Origin of the sequence: Rathayibacter sp. AY1B4 (assembly GCF_002932815.1) — a bacterium.
Classification (GTDB): domain Bacteria; phylum Actinomycetota; class Actinomycetes; order Actinomycetales; family Microbacteriaceae; genus Rathayibacter.
Window position 1 is genome coordinate 1 of record NZ_PSWN01000019.1, and the last position, 19,469, is coordinate 19,469.

Below are 19,469 nucleotides of genomic sequence, written 5' to 3' on the forward strand. Positions count from 1 at the left end.
GATCTGGAGTCCGCAGATGCGGCGGACTCCTGATCCCCCCGCTCACGGGGCAGGCGCCCGCCGCCGCCCCGAGCTGACGCGGATCTCCGCGCGACGACCCCCGGTCGAGGGACGCCTCGACCTCCGGAGCATGGGTGAAGATGGGCGGATGACATCCGCGGGGGTCGTTCCGGAGCTCAGGCTGGCCGTCGTCGACGACCAGCCCCTCTACCGGCACATGCTGTCGTCGCTGCTGCGCGCGGCGCCGGGCGTGTGGAGCGTCGTGGAGGCCGGATCCGCCACGGAGGCGCGGTCGGTGCTGCGGCCCGCGGAGCTCGACGTGGCGATCCTCGACATCGAGCTCGGCGACGGGGACGGCATCGAGCTCGGGCGCCGGCTGCGGTCCACCGCGCCCGGGCTGGGCATCGTCCTGCTCTCGGCCGTCGACGCGATGCACCGCTTCCTCCGCCTCGACCGCGCCGAGGCCCGCGGCTGGAGCTACCTCTCGAAGACCTCCTCCCTCTCCGCCCCCGCGCTGCTCGCCTCCGTCCGCGCGACGGCGGACGGCCGCACCGTGCTCGACCCGGCGCTGGTCGCCGCCCGCGCGGCCCGCCGCGACGCCCCGGTCGCCGCACTGAGCCCGCGCCAGTACGAGGTGCTCTCCGGCCTCGCATCGGGGCTGACCAACGCCGCGATCGGCGAGCGCCTCGGCATCGCGGTCCGCTCGGTCGACAACCACGTCAACGCCGTCTACGCGGCCCTCGGCGTCCGCTCGGACGGCGAGCGCAACCCGAGGGTCGACGCGACGCTCCTCTTCCTCGAGCACACCGGATGAGCGCCGGCCCGCGCGACGCGCGCGAGGACAACCGCATCGTCCTCGGAGCGATGGCCCTCCTGGGCGGCGTGCTCTCGCTGCTGGCCGCGCTCCAGGCCGTCTTCGCGCTCGGGATGCTGTCGCGGACGCTGCGGGGCGTCGATCCGGGGCCGCTGCTCGACGTGACGACGCGCGTCCTGGTCAACGTGGCGACGATCGGGCTCGCGATCGCCCTGGTCGCGGTGCTGCGTCCCGAGCGCTCGACCGGCGGCGCCCGCGTGGCCCGGACGGCGGTCATCTCCCTGGGGATGGGACTCGTCCGCTGCTGCCTCCAGGTGCTGACCGGCGTCTACCCGCTCTCGGCCCTCCCCGCTCTCGCGGTCGAGCTGGTCGTCGGATCCACGGTGATCGCGCTGATCACCGCCTACGGCTACCTGCTCGTGCGCGCGGCACGGCGCGTGCGCGAGAAGGAGCGGGAGCACGCCCGGGCCTCCGTGCAGGCGCTCGAGGCGGTGCAGGCCCTGCAGCGGGAGGAGCTGCGGGTGCGGCGCGACGTCGCGCAGAGCCTGCACGGCGGCCTCCAGAACGGACTCGTGGTGCTGACCGCCGAGCTGCACGCGGTCGCGAGGACATCCGACGAGGCGGCCTCGGAGCGGCTGCTCGCCATCGCCGCCCGGCTCGACCGGCTCCGCGAGGACGAGGTGCGCGCGGTCGGCCACGCCCTCTACCCGGTCGAGATCGACCACGGCCTGGTGCCCGCCGTCCGCGACCTCGTCGCGCGCCTCCCTCCCGAGATCGCCGTCGACCTCGACCTCGGCCGCATCCCGGCGCTCGCCGCCGAGGGTGCCGAGCCGCCGCTCGACCAGCGGATGCTCCTGGTCCGGTTCCTGGAGGAGGCGGTCACCAACGCGCTGAAGCACGGCGGCGCCTCCTCGCTGCGGGTGCGCGGCGACGAGGAGGCGGGCGTCGTGGTGCTCACCCTCGACGACGACGGCCGCGGACTCGTCGAGGGGTCGACGCGCTCGGGGCTGGCGCGGCTGGAGCGGCAGCTCGCGGTCTACGGGGGCTCGTTGGAGCTCTCGGACTCGCCCGTGCTGGCGGGGGCGCGGCTGAGGGCGCGGCTCCCGCTGTCAGGCGCGGCGCCCGGCGGGGACGGCGGCGGGGCGGAGTAGCGGGACGGGCGCTCGCGCCGTCCCTCGCGTCGAGCACCGGCGGTCCGAGGGGCGGATTCACGCCGGATGGCGAGCCGTCTCCTCGTGCCCGCCCCTCACGCCGGGTAGACCAGCAGATCCTCCGGAGCGACGGTGAAGCCTGCCTCGCGGCCGGGCGCGAGGTCGAGGCGCGCCGCGTCGGCCGCCGGGACGTCGGCGGTCAGGAGCGCGCTGCGCACCCGCACCGCGTCTCCCCGCTGCTCCACATCGGTGATCGCGGCGCGGAGGCCTCCCTCTCCGACGGAGACGGCGGAGGGGCGGACCGCGGCGAGCACCGCGGCGCCGACCGCGACCGGCTCGGCCGCGACTCCGGACAGCTCGTGCCCGTCGGCGGTGCGCAGACCCGTCGCGGTGCGGACGCCCTCGAGCAGCTCGAGCCCGGCGAGCTCGGCGGTGAATGCGGTGCGCGGGCGCGTGAGGACGCGGGCGGTCGGCCCCTCCTCGACCACCCGGCCGCCGTGCAGCACCAGAACCCGGTCGGCGAGGGTCCAGGCGTCGAGCACGTCGTGGGTGACCACGATCGCCGAGCGGTCGGCGAGCACCTCGCGGAGCATCCGGCGGAGGACCGGGGCGGTCCGGGCGTCGACCGCGGCCAGCGGCTCGTCGAGCAGCAGAAGGCGCGGGTCGGTCGCGAGGGCCCGGGCGAGGGCGACCCGCTGAGCCTGGCCGCCGGAGAGGCTCCCCGGGCGCCGGTCGGCCAGGTCGGCCACGCCCGCGGCGGCCAGCTCGCGCTCGGCCCGCTCGCGGGACCGCGCCCGTCCGGTGCCGGCGCTGCGCGGACCGAACGCCGCGTTCTCGCGCACGCTGAGGTGCGGGAACAGCAGCGGGTCCTGCGCCAGCAGGGCGACGGGGCGGCGGTGCGGAGGAGTCCACCGGCGGTCGTCGAAGAGCAGCGCGCCGCCGGCGGTCGCCCGCCCGGAGTCGGCGCGGACCAGGCCGGCGATCAGCTCGAGCACGGTCGACTTGCCCGCGCCGTTGGGCCCGAGCAGCGCGATCGTCTCGCCCTCGGCCACGTCGATCCGCACGTCGATCCCGCGAGCCGCGAGCCGCGCCTCCAGCAGCAGGCTCACCGCGGCACCCCCCGGGCGGAGCGCCCGTGCGCGAGACCGATCACGAGCACTGCGACCACCACGAGCACCAGCGCGAGGGCGACCGCCGCGTCCGGATCGCTCTCGCGCTGCAGGTAGATCTCGAGCGGGAGGGTGCGCGTCGTGCCCTCGAGGCTGCCGGCGAAGGTCAGCGTCGCTCCGAACTCGCCGAGCGCCCGCGCGAACGAGAGGATCGCGCCCGAGGCGAGGCCCGGCAGGATCAGCGGCAGCGTGATCCGCCGGAGCACCGTACCGGGGGAGGCGCCGAGCGTCGCGGCGACCGACTCGTACCGCGCGCCGGCGCTGCGCAGGGCGCCCTCGAGCGTCAGCACCAGGAACGGCAGGGCCACGAAGGTCTGCGCGATCACGACGGCGGTGGTCGAGAACGCGATGCGGACGCCGAGGGCCTCCAGTGCGCCGCCGAGCAGGCCCATCCGCCCGAAGGTGAAGAGCAGCGCCAGCCCGCCGACCACCGGCGGGAGCACCAGCGGCAGCAGCACCAGCGAGCGGAGCAGGCGCTGGCCGGGGAAGGCCGTGCGGGCGAGCACGAGGGCCATCGGGGTGCCGAGCAGCAGGCACAGCAGAGTCGCGACGGCGGAGGTGCGCAGGCTCAGCAGGAGCGCGGCGACGGAGGAGTCGGAGGTGATCAGCGGCAGGAACTGCGGCCAGTCGACGCGGGCGAGGATCGCGGCGAGCGGGAGCAGCACCAGCAGGGCGCCGAGCGCGGCGACGGCCACGACCCAGCGCGGCAGGCCGGACCCGGTGCGCATCAGCCGCGGGCGAGCGGCGTCTCGACGATGACCGTGGTCGCCTTGACCACCGCCACCGCGGGAGACCCGGGCTCGAGCCCGAGCTCGCGGACCGCTTCGCTGCTCATCAGCGAGACCACGCGGTGCGGACCGCACTGCAGCTCGACCTGCGCCATCACGGTGTCCATCACGATGCCGGTGACGATTCCGACGAAGCGGTTGCGGGCCGAGCGCGCGACCGGGGACGGATCCTCCGGCAGCACGGCGTTCGCGCGGGCGAGCCGGGCGACCTCGAGGCCGTCGACGACGCGTCTCCCGGACGCGTCCTTCGCGCTCTCGAGCGTCCCGTTCTCGATCCAGCGCCGCAGCGTGTCGTCGCTCACGCCGAGCGCGGCGGCGGCGTCCCTGATCCGTATCTGCGGCATGGAGTCGATCCTACGTCCGCGGCTGAGCCTGTGCCGTGTCCCTCTCCTCTCCACGAGGCGCCGCCGCGGTGCGCCTCCTCCGGCGCGCCGCGTACCCGCACGGCATCTCGTGGAGAGGGAGGAGAGGAACGCGGAGGAACGGGCGCTGGGGATCCCGGGCCGCGCGCGCAACCCCCTGGAGGATCGGCGGGAGCACGACGCACGCTGAAGGGACGACGACACAGGAGGCGGCATGCGCGCGATGGTCTACCGGGGCCCCTACAAGGTCCGCGTGGAGGAGAAGGACCGGCCGAGGATCGAGCACCCGAACGACGCGATCGTCCGGGTGACCATGGCGGCGATCTGCGGATCCGACCTGCACCTCTACCACGGGCTGCTCCCGGACACCCGGATCGGCCACACCTTCGGCCACGAGTTCATCGGCGTGGTCGACGAGGTCGGCTCGTCGGTGGAGAACCTCAGCGTCGGCGACACGGTGATGGTCCCCTTCACCATCTACTGCGGCTCCTGCTGGTTCTGCTCCCGCGGCCTCTACTCCAACTGCCACAACGTGAATCCGAACGCCACCGCGATCGGCGGCATCTACGGCTACTCGCACTCGGCGGGCGGCTACGACGGCGGGCAGGCGGAGTACGTGCGCGTCCCGTTCGCCGACGTGGGCCCGACGAAGATCCCCGAGTGGCTGCCGCACGAGGACGCCCTGATGCTCACCGACGCCTTCTCGACCGGCTACTTCGGCGCGCAGCTCGGCGACATCGTCGAGGGCGACACAGTCGTGGTGCTCGGAGCCGGACCGGTCGGCCTGGCCGCCGCGCGGTCCGCCTGGCTGATGGGCGCCGGCCGCGTCATCGTCGTCGACCAGATCGACTACCGCCTCGCCAAGGCCCGCGAGTTCGCCTTCGCGGAGACCATCGACTACACCGAGGAGGACGACCTCATCGTCACCCTCAAGAAGACCACCGGCGGGCTCGGCGCCGACGTCGTGATCGACGCGGTCGGCGCGGAGGCCGACGGGAACCTCCTCCAGCACGTCACCGGCGCCAAGCTCAAGCTGCAGGGCGGCTCGCCGATCGCGCTCAACTGGGCGATCGACGGCGTCCGCAAGGGCGGCACCGTCTCGGTGATGGGCGCCTACGGTCCGCTCGCGAGCGCCGTCAAGTTCGGCGACGCCGTCAACAAGGGCCTCACGCTGCGGATGAACCAGGCCCCCGTCACCCGGCAGTGGCCGCGCCTGTTCGAGCACATCCGTGCCGGGCACATCACGCCCAGCGACCTGATCACGCACCGCATCCCGCTCGAGCACATCGCCGAGGGGTACCACCTGTTCTCGTCCAAGCTCGACGGCTGCATCAAGACCGTCGTCGTCCCGTAGGAGGATCCCGTGCCGTACACCGCCGACCGCCCCGTCCGCGTGCCGACCGCCGAGGAGCTGCGTGCCCGCATCCCGGGCTGGGGCGCCGACCTCGATCCCGCCGACCGGCCCGCCTTCCCCCGCGAGCGCAGCGACCTCGTCTCGGGCGCGCACTGGGAGCGTCCGGAGAGGATGCGGACGCACGGCCGTCGCGAGAAGAGCATCGAGCACCTCGAGCTGCCCGCCGTCTTCGGCACGGCGCAGCCCCTCCACGGGGTCTCCGGCGCGATCCGCCGCTACGCCTACGACCGGTTCAGCGAGGGGCGCCACGCGCACTGGCTGCTGCTCGTGCTGGGCGACCGGGTGGAGTCGACCGGGGCGCACCTCCGCTCGCTGCTCACGACACGGCCGGACGATCCGATCACCGAGACCGGCGTGCTCGCCGAGGTGCACGCGCACCCGATCGCCTCGCGCCGCGGCCGGACCGACGTGCGCCACCAGATCCTCGACCCGCTGCTCGTCGGCGGTCCCTGGGCCCTCGCGGCCCTCGGCGCCGTGGCCGTCGCCCGCCGCCTCCTGCGCTGACGCCCGTTCCCCTCTCGCGAGAGGCCGCTCCGGTACGCCGCCGTCGGCGTGTCGCGGACCGGAGCGGCGTCTCGCGGAGGAGGACGGGGTTCAGCGGCTGCGGGGTGCGGCGCCCGCGGTCGGCGCGGTGCGGGTGTCGACGCTCGCCGTGAGTGCCGCGGAGTAGCCGGACGCCGGGCTGCCGGACATCGCCGCGAGCTGCAGGGCTCCGCCGTCGTCGCCGAAGACGGAGTCCGAGTCCAGGCCGACCCGGGCGAGGTTCGCGGCCGAGCCCGCGTACGCCTCGAGGGCGTAGACCGCGGTGCACGCCTCCTCCTGCAGGGCGACCTGCGAGGTCGCGATCGCGTTCGACGCGTCGGTGATCGAGTCCGCTCCCGGGTACACCTCGAAGTGGATGTGCGGCCAGCGGCCGGAGTAGCAGGCCGGGACGATCGAGGCGAAGGAGACGACGCCCGACGCGTCGGCGACCTGCACGCCGCGGAGGTACGTCTCGTCCTCGACGCCGCGGGAGTACATCGAGTAGTCCCCGTTCGCGTCGCAGTGCCAGACGTACACGGCGGCTCCGGCGAACGGCACGCCCCCGTTCGCCGCGTCGAGGATCGTCAGAGTGAGCGCCAGGGGGACCCCGTCGGCCGTCGCGCCGCCGCCGATGCTGGTGCGCAGGTCGCTGCGGACGATCCCGGAGCGCTCGAGGACGTCGACCCCGTTCGAGCCGTCGCCCGGGTAGGGGCCGGCCGTCTCGTCGGGGATCTCGCCGGCGACCGCGGTGCCGGTCCCGGCCGTGGCGGTCGCGGTGGGAGTCGCGGTGGCGGTCGCGGCGGCGGAGGAGGCGGATCCCGATCCTCCGGTGGCGCACGCCGCGAGCCCGAGGGTCGCCGCCCCCGCGCCGACCAGCGTCAGCACGCCGCGCCGCGAGAAGAGGGTCCCCACGTCGAACGGGAGGCCCTGGTCGACCACCTCCTCCTCGGGGCGGTCGAGGCGGCGGCCCTCGTAGGCCGGTCCGTCGGGCGTGCTGCGGGGCTCCGGGATGCGGGTCATGGTCGTGCTCCTCGTCGATCGTGGTGTCCGTCGCGAGCAACCCTGGCCGCCGGGGCTCTGCGCCTCCGATGACCGTCCTACGACCCTCCTATGACCGACCCGCTGACCGTCCTGCACCCCTCGTCCGACGCCGCGACGCTCCTCACGGCGCTCCGAACCCGGCCGCCGCGAGCACCGCGCGCCCGGCGTCGGAGGCGACGTACGCGACGAAGGCCGCCGCCGTGGCCGGGTCGCCCGCTCCGGTCAGCGCCGCGATCGGGTACGTGTTCACCGCCTCCGAGGCCTCGGCGAAGGGGATGCCGCTGACCGAGCCCGCGGCCCCGCGGACGTCGGTCGCGTAGACGAGCCCGGCGTCCGCTTCGCCCGAGGACACCTTGCCGAGCACGTCGGTGACCGACGACTCCTCGCTCACGGGGGCGATGTCGACCCCGGCGGCCTGCTCGACGGCGGCGGCCGCTGCTCCGCACGGCACCTGCGGCGCGCAGACGACGGTGGCGGTTCCGGGCCGGGCGAGGTCGGCGAGCGAGGCGACCTGCGCCGGGTTGCCGGGGGGCACGGCGATCTCGAGCGTGTTCGTGGCGATGTCGACCGGGTCCCCGTCGACGAGCCCGGCCTCGGCGACGGTGGACATCGTGCGCTCGTCGGCGGAGGCGAAGACGTCGGCCGGGGCGCCGTTGACGATCTGCGTCGCGAGGTCGGAGGAGCCGGCGAAGGAGAGCTCGACCTCGGCTCCGGGCTCGGCGGCCTCGAACCCCGTGGCGAGCTCGGTGAACGCGCCCTTCAGCGAGGCGGCGGCGAAGACCGTGAGGGAGCCGCCGACCGAGGACGTCGCGCCGTCGCTGGCCGCGTCGCCGGCGGGGGTCGACGGAGTGGAGCAGCCCGCGAGCAGGAGGAGCGCGGCAGCGGCCGGGACGAGGGGGAGCAGGCGACGATGCACGGGGACCTCCGGATCTGGAGTCCGCAGATGCGGCGGACAGCTGATCCTAGGACCTCAGGTGCGGAGGCGAGCTGGGAGGAGGGCCTCACGTGCGGCGGAGAGACGATCCGAGGATCGGACCGGCCGGGTGACGCACCTGCGCGAGGACCGACGGGCCGCGCGACGCACAGCGGCGGGCGGACCGCAGCCCTCCGGCTCCGGCCCGCCCGCCGCTCGTCGCGGCCGCCTCGACGGCGGTCCTCCGCTCAGCCCTGCGGCGGCGAGTAGAACTGGAGGTCGTTGCCCTCCGAGTCCTTGAAGGGGAGGATGCGGCCCCACTCGTGGTCGCTGATCTCGCCCTCGATCGACGCGCCCCGCGCCGTGAGGCGCTCCAGCTCGTCCTCGATCGAGCCCTCGGGCTGGAACGAGATGACCGCCCCGCCCTGCTCCGCGACCGTCGCCGACTCGCGGGCGTTCAGGCCGATCATCAGCCCGCCGGCGTCCAGCTCCGACCAGTCGTCCGAGGTGTCCTTGACCTCGAGGCCGAGCGTGTCGCGGTAGAACGCGACCGCCCGCTCCATGTCCGTGACGGGGACCCAGACCGTTGCGACTCCTGATGCCATGTCGTGCTCCTTCGCTCGATGATGCCGTTCCTCCGACGCTAGGTCGGGGACGCCCGGAGCGGGGGCCCTTGCGCCGACGCGCGGAGGCTGCTCTCGCGCGGGCGCCTCTCCGCCGAGACACCGCCCCCCGCCGGCGTCCCGGCGCGCAGCGGGACGTCTCGGCCCGGCCTCCGCGCGCGTGCGCCCCCCGCCTCAGCGCTCGGCGACGAAGCGGTGCACCACCGCGAGGTCCTCGTTGCCGAGGCCGGCGTCGACCAGGTCGCGGAACACGGTGCGGAGCGTGCCGAGCAGCGGAGCGGAGGTGCCCGTCGCCTCCGCCTCGTCGGCCGCGGCCCGCAGGTCCTTGTCCATGAAGGAGGCGACGCCGGTCGGCGTGTAGTCGCGGGCGACCAGGGCGGCGCGCTTGGTCTCGAGGACGCGGCTGCCCGCGTAGCCGCCCTCCAGCAGGGCGAGCAGCGTGTCGAGGTCGAGGCCGGAGCGCTCGGCGATGACGGCGGCCTCCGCGATCGCGGTCATGGTCGCGGCGACGACGAGCTGGTTGCAGGCCTTCGCCACCTCGCCGGCACCGAGCGGCCCGAGGCGGACGGCGGTCCCGCAGGCGGACAGCACGGGCAGCACCCGGGCGACGTCCTCCTCCGCCCCGCCGACCATGATCGAGAGGGTCCCCGCCTCGGCGCCCTCGGTGCCGCCGCTGACGGGGGCGTCGACGAGGCGGAGCCGCGGGTGGCGCCCCGCCAGCTCGCGCAGGCCGGAGGCGGACACGCTGGAGCAGACGACGAGCACGAGGTCCGACCCCGCGGCGAGCACTCCCTCTTCTCCCTCGAGCACCTCCTCGAGCTGCGGCAGGTCCGGCACCATCACGATCAGCACGTCCGAGGCGGCGGCGAGCGAGCGGGCGGAGTCGTGCCACTGCGCCTCGGGGACGGCGCGGCGGGCGCGGTCGGCGGAGCCGATGCGCGCGGTGATCCCGAGCGGGATGCCGGCGGCGACGAGGCGCCGGGCCATCGGGGCGCCCATGCTCCCGAGCCCGACGAAGCCGGTGCGCGCGGGCGGGAGGGCGGCGGTCGTGGTGTCCGGCATGCGCCCAGCATATCGAACACGGTTCACAGGAGTGAAGTAGGGTGGGCGCGGGCCGATCCGGGGGAGAGCCTCCCGCACCGTCCCGCGAAGGGACACCCGTGACCGATCGCCTCCGCGTCGTCATCGCCTCGCCGCTCAGCCCCGAGCTGATCGCCCGCGTCGTCGAGCTCGAGCCGCGCCTCGACGTCATCGCCGACCAGAGCCTCCTCCCTCCGATGCGCCACCCCGGCGACCACGGCGGAGACCCCTCCTTCCGGCGCACCCCGGAGCAGCAGCGCGCCTTCGACGAGCTGGTCGACTCCGCCGACGTGCTCTACGGCGTGCCGGACGAGACCCCCGCCGCCCTCGCGCGCACGGCGGCCGCGAATCCGCGCCTCCGCTGGGTGCAGACGATGCCCGCCGGCGGAGGCGCGCAGGTGCGGGCCGCGGGGCTCGACGACGCGCAGCTCGAGCGCATCGCGTTCTCGACCTCGGCGGGAGTCCACTCCGAGCCGCTCGCCGAGTTCGGGGTCTTCGGACTCCTGGCCGGCGCCAAGTCCCTCCCGCGCCTCCAGTCCCTCCAGCGCGAGCGCGTCTGGGGCGGCCGGTGGACGATGGGGCTGATCTCGGAGCAGACGGTCCTGATCGTGGGGCTCGGCACGATCGGGCGCGCGACGGCCCGCAAGCTCCAGCAGCTCGGCGCCCGCGTGATCGGCACGAGCCGCCACGAGACCGAGGTCGAGCACGTCGACGAGATCGTCGCCCCCGACGCGATCGCGGAGGTGGCGGGCCGGATCGACGGGGTCGTCGTCACGCTCCCCGGCACCGCCGCCACCGAGAAGCTGGTCGGCTCAGAGTTCTTCGCCGCACTGCGCCCCGGCGCCTCGTTCGTCAGCGTCGGCCGAGGGACGGTCGTCGACGAGGAGGCGCTGCTCGCCGCCCTCGACGACGGCCGCGTCGGCTTCGCCGCGCTCGACGTGGTGGCGGAGGAGCCGCTCGAGCAGAGCAGCCCGCTCTGGAGCCACCCGAGCGTCCTGATCAGCCCCCACACCGCGGCGCTGAACGTCGCGGAGGACCGCCTGATCGCCGAGCTCTTCGCGCGCAACGCCACCCGCTTCCTCGACGGGGAGCCCCTGATCAACCGAGTCGATACGGTGGAGTTCTACTGATCCCGCCCCCGGAAGAGGACGCCATGGCCCGCCCCGATGCGCCCCCGACGACGGTCGACTCCGACAGGGGCTCGGGCGCCCCGGCCGTGTCGCGCGCCATGCGGATCCTCGATCTCCTCGCCGACGCGGGCGGCCCGCGCACGCTGACGGACATCGCCCGCGAGCTCGGGATCGCCAAGTCGTCGACCTCGAACCTCTGCGCCGCGCTCGAGGAGGGCCGGCTGATCCGCCGTGTCGGCTCCGGCTTCCTCCTCGGCCGGCGCACCGTCGAGCTCGGCAGCCACTACCTCGCCGGCTTCGACCCGGTGCGCGAGTTCTACCGGCTCTGCGAGGAGTCGCCGGTGCTCTCGCGTCAGCTGGTGCAGATCGCGCTGCTCGACGGCACGCGGGTCCTCTACCTGGCGGTGCACGAGGGGCGGGAGCGGTTCGCGCTCTCCGCGAGCGTCGGCGACCGGTACCCCGCCTCCGCCACGGCCGTCGGAACGGCGCTCCTGGCCGAGCTCGACGACAGCGAGATCGCCGAGCGCTTCGCCGACGACCGCGACATCGTCGTCTTCACCGACCGGTCCACGTCCTCGACCCGCGAGCTGCTCCGCAAGGTCGCCGCCGCGCGCGTGCGCGGCTACGCGATCGACGACGGCGAGCTGCACCCCAGCGTCCTGGGCGTCGCCGTCGCGGTCCCGGCCGCCACCCGCTCCGATCTCTCGGTCGCGGTCGGCGTCTCGCTGGTCCGGCCGGTCGCCGACGATCAGGAGGAGGTCGTCGCGGCCCTCCGCGAGGCCGCCGCGGCGCTCGGCCGCCCGCCCCTCGTCGCCGGAGCACCCGCCTGACGCCCCGCCGTCCATTCTGTTGAATGCCGTTCACTGGGCTGTTACGCTCGGCCCATCCCGCCTCCGCGGGCCGGAGTGAGCGAGGCACCGTGGCGACCAGCAGAACGAGCAGCAGCACCGGCGTCGAGCCGAGGGGCGTCCGCTGATGCGCCTCGCGCGGATCCGGGCCGAGGACGGACCGGCCGTCGTCCTCCAGGTCGCGGGGGAGTGGCGCGAGATCGAGGACGCCTTCGCCGCGGAGCCGGTCGAGACGGGCCGCCGCTGGCCCGTCGAGGGCGCGCAGCTGCTGGCCCCGGTGGAGCCCCGCGTCATCCTCGGCATGGCGCACAACGGCTCCGCGGCCGACCGGCTGCTGCCGCCGCAGGCCTTCCACAAGACCGCGCACACGCTGGCCGGGCCCGGCGATCCGATCGTCCTCGACGAGGGCATCGGCCCGGTGGTCGTCGAGGGCGAGCTCGCCCTGGTCATCGGCCGCACCGCTCGGCACCTCACCGCCGAGAACGCGCTCGCGCACGTGCTCGGAGCGACGGTCGCGAACGACGTCACCGCTCCCGGGATGATCGCCGCCGACGGCCTCTTCCTCCAGGGCAAGAACGGCGACGGCTGGACGCCGCTCGGACCGTGGATCGAGACCGGAGTCGACGTCGACGCGGTCGGCATCACGGTGAGCGTCGACGGGGAGGTGCGGGCCGTCTCCTCGACCGAGCGCCTCGGCTGGCGCGCCGCCGAGATCCTGGTGCACCTCACCTCCCACCTCACTCTCCACCCGGGTGACGTCGTCCTCACCGGCTCGCCCGGCACGGCCGTCGAGGTCGGGCCCGGCCAGGAGGTCCTGATCGCCCTCGACGGGATCGGCGCGCTCGCGAGCCGCACTGTCGCGGGCCCTCCGCGCGCGGCGCCTCCGCAGCCCTGACATCCGCTCCGACCCTCTGGAGGAACCGTGCTCTTCGACCTGACCGACCGCGTGGCGCTCGTCACCGGATCCAGCCGCGGCATCGGCCGCGCCGTCGCCACCGGCCTCGCCGAGGCGGGCGCCACCGTCGTCCTGAACGGCCTCGACCCCGAGCGCCTCGAGGCCGCCCGCGCCGAGCTCGCGGAGCGGTTCCCCGGCACCGACGACCGCCCGCGGATCCACGCCCGCGCCTTCGACGTCACCGACGACGCGGCCGCCGAGGCGGGCGTCGCCTGGATCGAGGAGGCGGTGGGTCCGTTGCGCATCCTGGTCAACAACGCCGGCGTCCAGCACCGCGTGCCCCTGCTCGAGCTCGAGGTCGCCGACTGGGAGCGGGTGCTGCGCACGAACCTCACCAGCGCCTTCGTGGTCGGCCGGGCGGCGGCGAAGCGGATGATCCCGCGCGGCGCCGGGAAGATCGTCAACGTCGCCTCGGTGCAGGCCGATCTCGCGCGGCCGACGATCGCGCCCTACACCGCCTCGAAGGGCGGGATCCGCAACCTCACCCGCGCGATGACGGCGGAGTGGGCGCAGCACGGCATCCAGGTCAACGCGATCGCTCCGGGCTACATCCACACCGAGATGACGCAGGGCCTCGTCGACGACGAGGAGTTCAACGCCTGGATCCTCGGGCGCACGCCCGCCGCGCGCTGGGGCCGCGTCGAGGACCTGGTCGGCCCCGCCGTCTGGCTCGCCTCCGACGGCTCGGACTACGTCAACGGGCAGGTCGTCTTCATCGACGGCGGCATGACCGTCGTCGTCTGAGCCACCCCTCGACCCACCGAACGGAACCCGCATGACCGCGCTCGTCCCCGTCTCCACCACCCGCGTCGTCGTCCACGCCGCCGGCGACCTCCGCGTCGAGGAGGCGCCGCTCGCGCCGCGCGGCTCCGGCGAGGCCCTCGTCGCCGTCGCGTACGGCGGGATCTGCGGCTCCGATCTGCACTACTGGACGCACGGCGCCGCGGGCGAGTCGATCCTCCGCGAGCCGCTGACGCTCGGCCACGAGGTGGTCGGCACGGTCGTCGAGGCAGCGGCGGACGGCTCCGGACCCCCGGACGGCGCGGCCGTCGCCGTGCACCCCGCGACCGCGCGCGGCGAGTGGCCCGACGGGCGGCCGAACCTCGCGACCGAGGGCACCTACCTGGGCAGCGCCGCGCGGATGCCGCACACCCAGGGCGCGTTCGCCCGCCACGCGGTGCTGCCGGCGCGCATGCTCCGCGAGCTGCCCGCCGGCCTCGGGCTCCGGGAGGCGGCGCTCGCGGAGCCGGCGAGCGTCGCCTGGCACGCGGTGTCGCGCGCGGGTGAAGTGTCGGGACGGCGCGCGCTGGTGATCGGCAGCGGCCCGATCGGGGCGCTGATCGTCGCCGTGCTGAAGCGGGCGGGGGCGGCCGAGATCGTCGCCGTCGACCTGGCCGAGGAGCCCCTCGCGATCGCCCGGGCGGTCGGCGCGACCCGGACGATCCGCGCGACCGACGCCGACGCGATCGCCGAGGTCGCGGCCGACGTCGTCTTCGAGTCCTCGGGCAGCCCGCGCGGCCTCGGTTCGGCCGTCCGGGGCGCCGCCCGCGGCGGCACCGTCGTGATGGTGGGACTCCTCCCCTCGGGCGAGCAGCCGGCCCTGATCTCGCTCGCGATCACCCGGGAGCTGCGCCTGATCGGCTCCTTCCGCTTCGTCGACGAGATCGACGAGGTGCTGGCGGCGCTCGCCGACGGGAGCCTCGCGGTGGCGCCGGTGGTCACGCAGGTGCTGCCGCTGGAGCGCGCCCTCGAGGCCTTCGAGCTCGCCCGCGACGCCTCGCGCTCGAGCAAGGTGCTGCTCGACTTCACCCCGTGACGGGCGCTCGAGGCGCCTCCGGAGGGTCGGGATCGCCCGAGCGTTCGGGGTTCCCTCGGACGGCGGCGCCGCCGGAGCACTACCGTTGCACCATGGCGTCCACCGATACCCCCGATTCCGCCCCCGAAGCCGACACCGCTTCCGAGAGCGCCCCCACGCTCACCTTCTCCGACCTCGGTCTCTCCGACCCGGTCCTCAAGGCCCTCAAGGAGGTCGGCTACGAGACGCCCTCGGCCATCCAGGCCGCGACGATCCCGTCCCTCCTCTCCGGCCGCGACGTCCTCGGCGTCGCCCAGACCGGCACCGGCAAGACCGCGGCGTTCGCGCTGCCGATCCTCTCGCGCCTCGACGTCTCGCAGAAGACGCCGCAGGCCCTCGTGCTGGCCCCGACCCGCGAGCTCGCGCTGCAGGTGTGCGAGGCGTTCGAGCGCTACGCGTCCGGCCTCCGCGGCGTCCACGTCCTCCCCGTCTACGGCGGCCAGGGCTACGGCACCCAGCTCTCCGCGCTCCGCCGCGGCGTCCACGTCGTCGTCGGCACGCCCGGCCGCATCATGGACCACCTCGAGAAGGGCACCCTCGACCTCTCGCAGCTGAAGTTCCTGGTTCTCGACGAGGCCGACGAGATGCTCAAGATGGGCTTCGCGGAGGACGTCGAGACGATCCTCGCCGACACCCCCGTCGAGAAGCAGATCGCGCTGTTCTCGGCGACGATGCCCGCGCAGATCCGCCGCATCTCCGGCAAGTACCTGAAGGAGCCGGAGGAGATCACGGTCAAGAACAAGACCACGACCTCCGTCAACACCACCCAGCGCTACCTGATGGTGTCGTACCCGCAGAAGGTCGACGCGCTCACCCGCATCCTCGAGGTCGAGAACTTCGAGGGCATGATCGTGTTCGTCCGCACGAAGAGCGAGACGGAGACGCTGGCCGAGAAGCTGCGCGCCCGCGGCTACACCGCGGCGGCGATCAGCGGAGACGTGGCCCAGGCCCAGCGCGAGCGCACCGTCGAGCAGCTGAAGTCCGGCAAGCTCGACATCCTCGTCGCGACCGACGTCGCCGCCCGCGGTCTCGACGTCGAGCGCATCAGCCACGTCGTCAACTACGACATCCCGATCGACACCGAGTCGTACGTCCACCGCATCGGCCGCACCGGTCGCGCGGGGCGCAGCGGAGCGGCGATCAGCTTCGTCACGCCGCGCGAGCGCCGCCTCCTCGCCGCCATCGAGAAGGCCACCCGCCAGCCGCTGACCGAGATGCGGATGCCGAGCGTCGAGGACGTCAACGTCACCCGCCTCTCGCGCTTCGACGACGCGATCACCGCGGCGCTCGCCGACACCGAGCGCCTGCAGCGCTTCCGCGACATCATCGGCCACTACGTCGAGCACCACGACGTGGTCGAGTCGGACGTCGCCGCCGCGCTGGCCATCGTCGCGCAGGGCGAGGAGCCGCTGCTGCTCTCGCCCGACGACCCCCGCTTCGCCCGTCGCGAGCGCGAGGACCGCGACTCCCGGCCCGACCGCGGCGACCGTCCCGAGCGCGGCGACCGCTTCGACCGCGGCGGCGACCGGGGCGAGCGTCCCGAGCGCCGTCAGCGCCCGGCGAACAGCAACCTCGCCTCGTACCGGATCGAGGTCGGCCGCCGCCAGCGCGTCGAGCCCCGCCAGATCGTGGGCGCGCTCGCGAACGAGGGCGGCCTCAACCGCGGCGACTTCGGGCACATCGACATCCGCCCGGACTTCTCGATCGTGGAGCTGCCGGCCGACCTGCCCCAGGACGTGCTCGACCGCCTCGCCGACACCCGCATCAGCGGCCAGCTGATCGAGCTGAAGCCGGACCGCCGTCCGAGCCGCGCCGGCGCCGACCGCGGCGCACGCCCCAGCGGCCCGAGCCGCTCGAGCGAGCGCCCGGAGCGCAAGCCGCGCTACTGACGCCTCCCGCCCCGGCGGACGGGCCTCCACGAGATGCCACTCCGGTACAGCGACACCCGCGTGTCGCGTACCGGGCTGGCGTTTCGCATCCGTTCGGGGGCGGCCTCAGCGGCGCAGGACGCGCCGGGCCAGCACGTTGCCGAGCAGCTGCACCAGCTGCACGATCACGATGATCACGAGCACCGCGGCCCAGGTGACGACCGGCTCGAACTGCCGGTAGCCGTACTGGATCGCGAAGTTGCCGAGCCCGCCGGCGCCGATGTATCCGGCGACCGCCGACATGTCGATCACGGCGACGAACACGAACGTGTAGCCGAGGATCAGCGGACCGAGCGCCTCCGGCAGCAGCACCGTGCGGACGATCCGGAACCGGCTCGCTCCGACCGACCGCGCCGCCTCGATCACGCCGGGCTGCACGGTCAGCAGGTTCTGCTCCACGATCCGCCCGATGCCGAAGGCGGCGCCGAGCGAGAGGGTGAAGACGATGGCGTCCGTGCCGATGCCGGAGCCGACCACCAGCCGGGCCAGCGGCTGGGCCGCGGCGATGAAGATGATGAACGGGATCGGCCGGAACACGTTCACGATCACGTTGAGCAGTCCGTGGACCACCCGGTTCGCGTAGAGGGCGCCGCCGCGGGTGAGCGCGAGGCCCAGTCCGATCAGCAGTCCGCCGAGCCCGCCGAAGAGGAGGCTCAGCGCGACGATGTAGAGCGTCTCGCCGGTCGCCTGGACGAGCTTGGGCAGGAGCGGGATCAGCTCGTTCATCGGGGCACCTCCGTGAGGGCGACGCGTCCGCCGAGGCGGGCGAGGAGGGGGTCGACGACGCCGTCCGGCGCGTCGAGGGCGACCGTGAGGTGGCCGAAGGCCCGCCCGCGGACGTCGGTGATGCCGCCGTAGACGAGCTCGAGCGGCACACCGGCGGCCGCGACCTCGGCGAAGACGTCGCCCTGGGAGGCGGAGTCGTCCGAGAACGAGAGCGTGACCAGCCGGCCGCGGTGGCGCGCGCGCAGCACGGCCGCCTCCGCGGGCGAGGGCACCGAGCGGACGACCGTGGAGACGAAGCGGCGGGTGACCGGCTCGCGCGGGGCCGAGAACACGTCGAAGACGGGCCCGCGCTCCACGATGCGGCCCGACTCCATCACCGCGACCTTCGTCGCGAGCTGCTGGACCACGTCCATCTCGTGGGTGATCACGACGATGGTGACGCCCAGCTCCTCGTTGATGCGGCGGAGGAGGGCGAGCACCTCGCCGGTGGTGTCCGGGTCGAGCGCGCTGGTGGCCTCGTCGGCCAGCAGGATGCGCGGGGAGGCGGCGAGGGCGCGGGCGATGCCGACGCGCTGCTTCTGCCCGCCCGAGAGCTGCTCCGGGTGGCTGCGCGCCTTGTCGCTCAGACCGACGAAGCGGAGCATCTCGTCGACGCGGGCGCGCTGCTCCGCCCGCGGGACGCCCGCGACCTGCAGCGGGTAGGCGACGTTCTGCCCCACGGTCTTCGAGCCGAACAGGTTGAACTGCTGGAAGATCATCCCGATGCCCAGGCGCAGCCGGCGCAGCTCGCGCTCGGGCAGGCCCACGGTCTCGCGGCCGTCGATCTCGATGCTGCCGCTGGTCGCGGGCTCGAGGGCGTTGACGAGGCGCGCGAGCGTGCTCTTGCCGGCGCCGGAGTAGCCGATCACGCCGTAGACGTCGCCCGCCTCGATCTCGAGGCTCACGCCGTCGACGGCCGCGGTCGGGGCGGCGCCGCGCCCTGCGCCGGGGTACACCTTGCGCACGTCGGTCATGCGGATGAGCGGCACAGGGCGCCCTTTCTGTTGCGGGGGAGGCGCGGGACCGCGCCGGTGGGGAGCTCCGCGAGCGGAGGACCCGACCGGCGCGGTGCCGCGGGTGCCGGAGTCAGGAGGCGGCGGAGATGTCGGTCTCGGCGGACTCGAGCGAGGTCTCCAGCTCGGAGGCGGGGGTCTTCAGGAAGACCGCGGTGCCGCCGGACTGCTCCGAGACGCCGTCGAGCACGTCCTGGCTGTCCTGGTAGATCGAGACGAGCTTCGTGTAGGTCTCGTTCTCGGCGTCGTCGGCCCGGGCGGCGAAGATGTTCGTGTAGAGCAGGGAGGCGGGGTCGCTCGGGTCGTCCTGGGCGATCGCGTCCGAGGCCTTGAGGCCCGCGTTCTCGATGAAGTCGTTGTTGATGATCGCGGCGGCCACGTCCGGGAGCGACGTCGGGGTGAGGGAGGCCTCCAGCGCGGTGACCTCCACCTTCGAGGAGGACTCGACGTCGTCGACGTTCGAGAGCACTCCGCCGCCGTCCTTCAGCTCGACGAGCCCGGCCGACTGCAGCACCAGCAGCGCGCGCGCCTGATTGGTCTCGTCGTTGGGGATCGCGACGGTGGAGCCGGCGGGGATGTCCGCGACGTCGTCGTACTGCGAGGAGTAGAGGCCGAGCGGGTAGATCGCGGTCGCGCCGATCGGCACGAGGTCGGCGTCGGCCGAGGTGTTGTACTGCGCCAGGTAGGCGATGTGCTGGAACTGGTTGAGGTCGATCTCGCCCTCGGTGAGGGCGGGGTTGGGCTGGTTGTAGTCGCTGAAGTCGACGATCTCGACGTCGATCCCGGCGTCGGCGGCGGCCTTCTCGTAGGTGGCCCAGTAGGGGTCGCTCGCGCCGACCACGCCGATGCGGACGGTGTCGTCGCCGCCGCCCGCGCCGGAGCAGCCGGCGAGGAGGAGGGCGGCGGAGGCGGCGATCGCGGAGGTCGCGAGGAGTCGGGTGCGCAGGGTCATGGCTGTGGGGATCCTTCCGTGGAGAGGATCCGGGCACTCGGCGCCGACCGGGCGGTGCTGGTCACCGCCGGCGCTGCGACCGGCCTCCGGTCGCTCGGCGCCGCGACTGCGCGGATCCCGGGGATCACCTTACGAAGGCGGTCGGA

20 protein-coding genes are annotated in these 19,469 nt (G+C 74.3%); 10 read left to right on the forward strand and 10 right to left on the reverse strand.

Going from position 1 to position 19,469, the window contains the following annotated elements:
- Nucleotides 1-148 precede the first annotated feature (148 nt).
- Nucleotides 149-814 carry a response regulator transcription factor gene (locus tag C5D66_RS12410; protein WP_104255848.1) on the forward strand — a complete coding sequence of 222 codons (666 nt, stop codon included), beginning with the start codon at nt 149-151 and terminating at the stop codon, nt 812-814.
- Nucleotides 811-1,965 carry a sensor histidine kinase gene (locus tag C5D66_RS12415; protein WP_104255849.1) on the forward strand — a complete coding sequence of 385 codons (1,155 nt, stop codon included), beginning with the start codon at nt 811-813 and terminating at the stop codon, nt 1,963-1,965. Before C5D66_RS12410 ends, C5D66_RS12415 begins: the two co-directional genes overlap by 4 nt.
- Before the next feature lie 95 nt (nt 1,966-2,060).
- Here C5D66_RS12415 and C5D66_RS12420 read toward each other — a convergent pair whose 3' ends face one another.
- Genes C5D66_RS12420 through C5D66_RS12430 form a run of 3 tightly spaced genes read right to left on the reverse strand, consistent with a single transcriptional unit; the run spans nt 2,061 to nt 4,266 of the window.
- Complete coding sequence (locus C5D66_RS12420) at nt 2,061-3,074, reverse strand: sulfate/molybdate ABC transporter ATP-binding protein (protein WP_104255850.1); 1,014 nt, start codon at nt 3,072-3,074, stop codon at nt 2,061-2,063.
- A complete protein-coding gene (locus C5D66_RS12425; protein WP_104222446.1) occupies nt 3,071-3,862 on the reverse strand; it encodes an ABC transporter permease in 792 nt (263 codons plus the stop codon). Before C5D66_RS12425 ends, C5D66_RS12420 begins: the two co-directional genes overlap by 4 nt.
- Entirely contained in the window at nt 3,862-4,266 is a 405-nt protein-coding gene (locus C5D66_RS12430) for a molybdopterin-binding protein (RefSeq protein ID WP_104222447.1), read from the reverse strand. The genes C5D66_RS12425 and C5D66_RS12430 overlap by 1 nt, the downstream gene beginning before the upstream one ends.
- A gap of 232 nt (nt 4,267-4,498) precedes the next feature.
- On the opposite strand from C5D66_RS12430, the gene C5D66_RS12435 reads away from it, so the two are divergent.
- Entirely contained in the window at nt 4,499-5,638 is a 1,140-nt protein-coding gene (locus C5D66_RS12435) for a zinc-dependent alcohol dehydrogenase (RefSeq protein WP_104247669.1), read from the forward strand.
- Nucleotides 5,639-5,647: 9 nt separating this feature from the next.
- Nucleotides 5,648-6,202, forward strand: a complete 555-nt coding sequence (locus tag C5D66_RS12440; RefSeq protein ID WP_104255851.1) for a hypothetical protein — start codon at nt 5,648-5,650, stop codon at nt 6,200-6,202.
- Nucleotides 6,203-6,292: 90 nt separating this feature from the next.
- Here C5D66_RS12440 and C5D66_RS12445 read toward each other — a convergent pair whose 3' ends face one another.
- The 4 genes from C5D66_RS12445 to C5D66_RS12460 all read right to left on the reverse strand — a co-directional run bounded on the left by C5D66_RS12445 (nt 6,293) and on the right by C5D66_RS12460 (nt 9,859).
- The gene (locus C5D66_RS12445) at nt 6,293-7,240 is read right to left on the reverse strand and encodes an intradiol ring-cleavage dioxygenase (RefSeq protein WP_104255852.1); all 948 of its coding nucleotides are present in this window, start codon (nt 7,238-7,240) and stop codon (nt 6,293-6,295) included.
- A gap of 142 nt (nt 7,241-7,382) precedes the next feature.
- Nucleotides 7,383-8,177 carry a molybdate ABC transporter substrate-binding protein gene (gene modA / locus C5D66_RS12450; protein ID WP_219814218.1) on the reverse strand — a complete coding sequence of 265 codons (795 nt, stop codon included), beginning with the start codon at nt 8,175-8,177 and terminating at the stop codon, nt 7,383-7,385.
- Nucleotides 8,178-8,422: 245 nt separating this feature from the next.
- A complete protein-coding gene (locus C5D66_RS12455) occupies nt 8,423-8,779 on the reverse strand; it encodes a VOC family protein (RefSeq protein WP_104233520.1) in 357 nt (118 codons plus the stop codon).
- Nucleotides 8,780-8,971: 192 nt separating this feature from the next.
- Nucleotides 8,972-9,859: an NAD(P)-dependent oxidoreductase gene (locus C5D66_RS12460; RefSeq protein WP_104255854.1), complete on the reverse strand. Its 888-nt coding sequence runs from the start codon at nt 9,857-9,859 to the stop codon at nt 8,972-8,974.
- A 98-nt stretch (nt 9,860-9,957) separates the two neighbouring features.
- On the opposite strand from C5D66_RS12460, the gene C5D66_RS12465 reads away from it, so the two are divergent.
- The 6 genes from C5D66_RS12465 to C5D66_RS12490 all read left to right on the forward strand — a co-directional run bounded on the left by C5D66_RS12465 (nt 9,958) and on the right by C5D66_RS12490 (nt 16,554).
- Entirely contained in the window at nt 9,958-11,007 is a 1,050-nt protein-coding gene (locus C5D66_RS12465; RefSeq protein ID WP_258061261.1) for a D-2-hydroxyacid dehydrogenase, read from the forward strand.
- A 23-nt stretch (nt 11,008-11,030) separates the two neighbouring features.
- Nucleotides 11,031-11,837, forward strand: a complete 807-nt coding sequence (locus C5D66_RS12470) for an IclR family transcriptional regulator (RefSeq protein WP_104237937.1) — start codon at nt 11,031-11,033, stop codon at nt 11,835-11,837.
- Between the two features lie 145 nt (nt 11,838-11,982).
- A complete protein-coding gene (locus C5D66_RS12475; RefSeq protein WP_104255856.1) occupies nt 11,983-12,750 on the forward strand; it encodes a fumarylacetoacetate hydrolase family protein in 768 nt (255 codons plus the stop codon).
- Between the two features lie 27 nt (nt 12,751-12,777).
- Nucleotides 12,778-13,554, forward strand: coding sequence for an SDR family oxidoreductase (locus C5D66_RS12480; protein ID WP_104255857.1), 777 nt, complete (start codon nt 12,778-12,780; stop codon nt 13,552-13,554).
- A 31-nt stretch (nt 13,555-13,585) separates the two neighbouring features.
- Nucleotides 13,586-14,626, forward strand: a complete 1,041-nt coding sequence (locus C5D66_RS12485; RefSeq protein ID WP_104255858.1) for an L-idonate 5-dehydrogenase — start codon at nt 13,586-13,588, stop codon at nt 14,624-14,626.
- A gap of 92 nt (nt 14,627-14,718) precedes the next feature.
- Entirely contained in the window at nt 14,719-16,554 is a 1,836-nt protein-coding gene (locus C5D66_RS12490; protein ID WP_104237941.1) for a DEAD/DEAH box helicase, read from the forward strand.
- A 105-nt stretch (nt 16,555-16,659) separates the two neighbouring features.
- On the opposite strand, the gene C5D66_RS12495 is transcribed toward C5D66_RS12490, so the two are convergent.
- The 3 genes from C5D66_RS12495 to C5D66_RS12505 form a co-directional block, all read right to left on the reverse strand.
- Nucleotides 16,660-17,319, reverse strand: coding sequence for a methionine ABC transporter permease (locus tag C5D66_RS12495; protein ID WP_104233527.1), 660 nt, complete (start codon nt 17,317-17,319; stop codon nt 16,660-16,662).
- Nucleotides 17,316-18,332 carry a methionine ABC transporter ATP-binding protein gene (locus C5D66_RS12500; protein ID WP_104292642.1) on the reverse strand — a complete coding sequence of 339 codons (1,017 nt, stop codon included), beginning with the start codon at nt 18,330-18,332 and terminating at the stop codon, nt 17,316-17,318. The genes C5D66_RS12495 and C5D66_RS12500 overlap by 4 nt, the downstream gene beginning before the upstream one ends.
- A 112-nt stretch (nt 18,333-18,444) precedes the next feature.
- Nucleotides 18,445-19,323, reverse strand: a complete 879-nt coding sequence (locus C5D66_RS12505; RefSeq protein ID WP_104237943.1) for a MetQ/NlpA family ABC transporter substrate-binding protein — start codon at nt 19,321-19,323, stop codon at nt 18,445-18,447.
- Between the last annotated feature and the right edge of the window lie 146 nt (nt 19,324-19,469).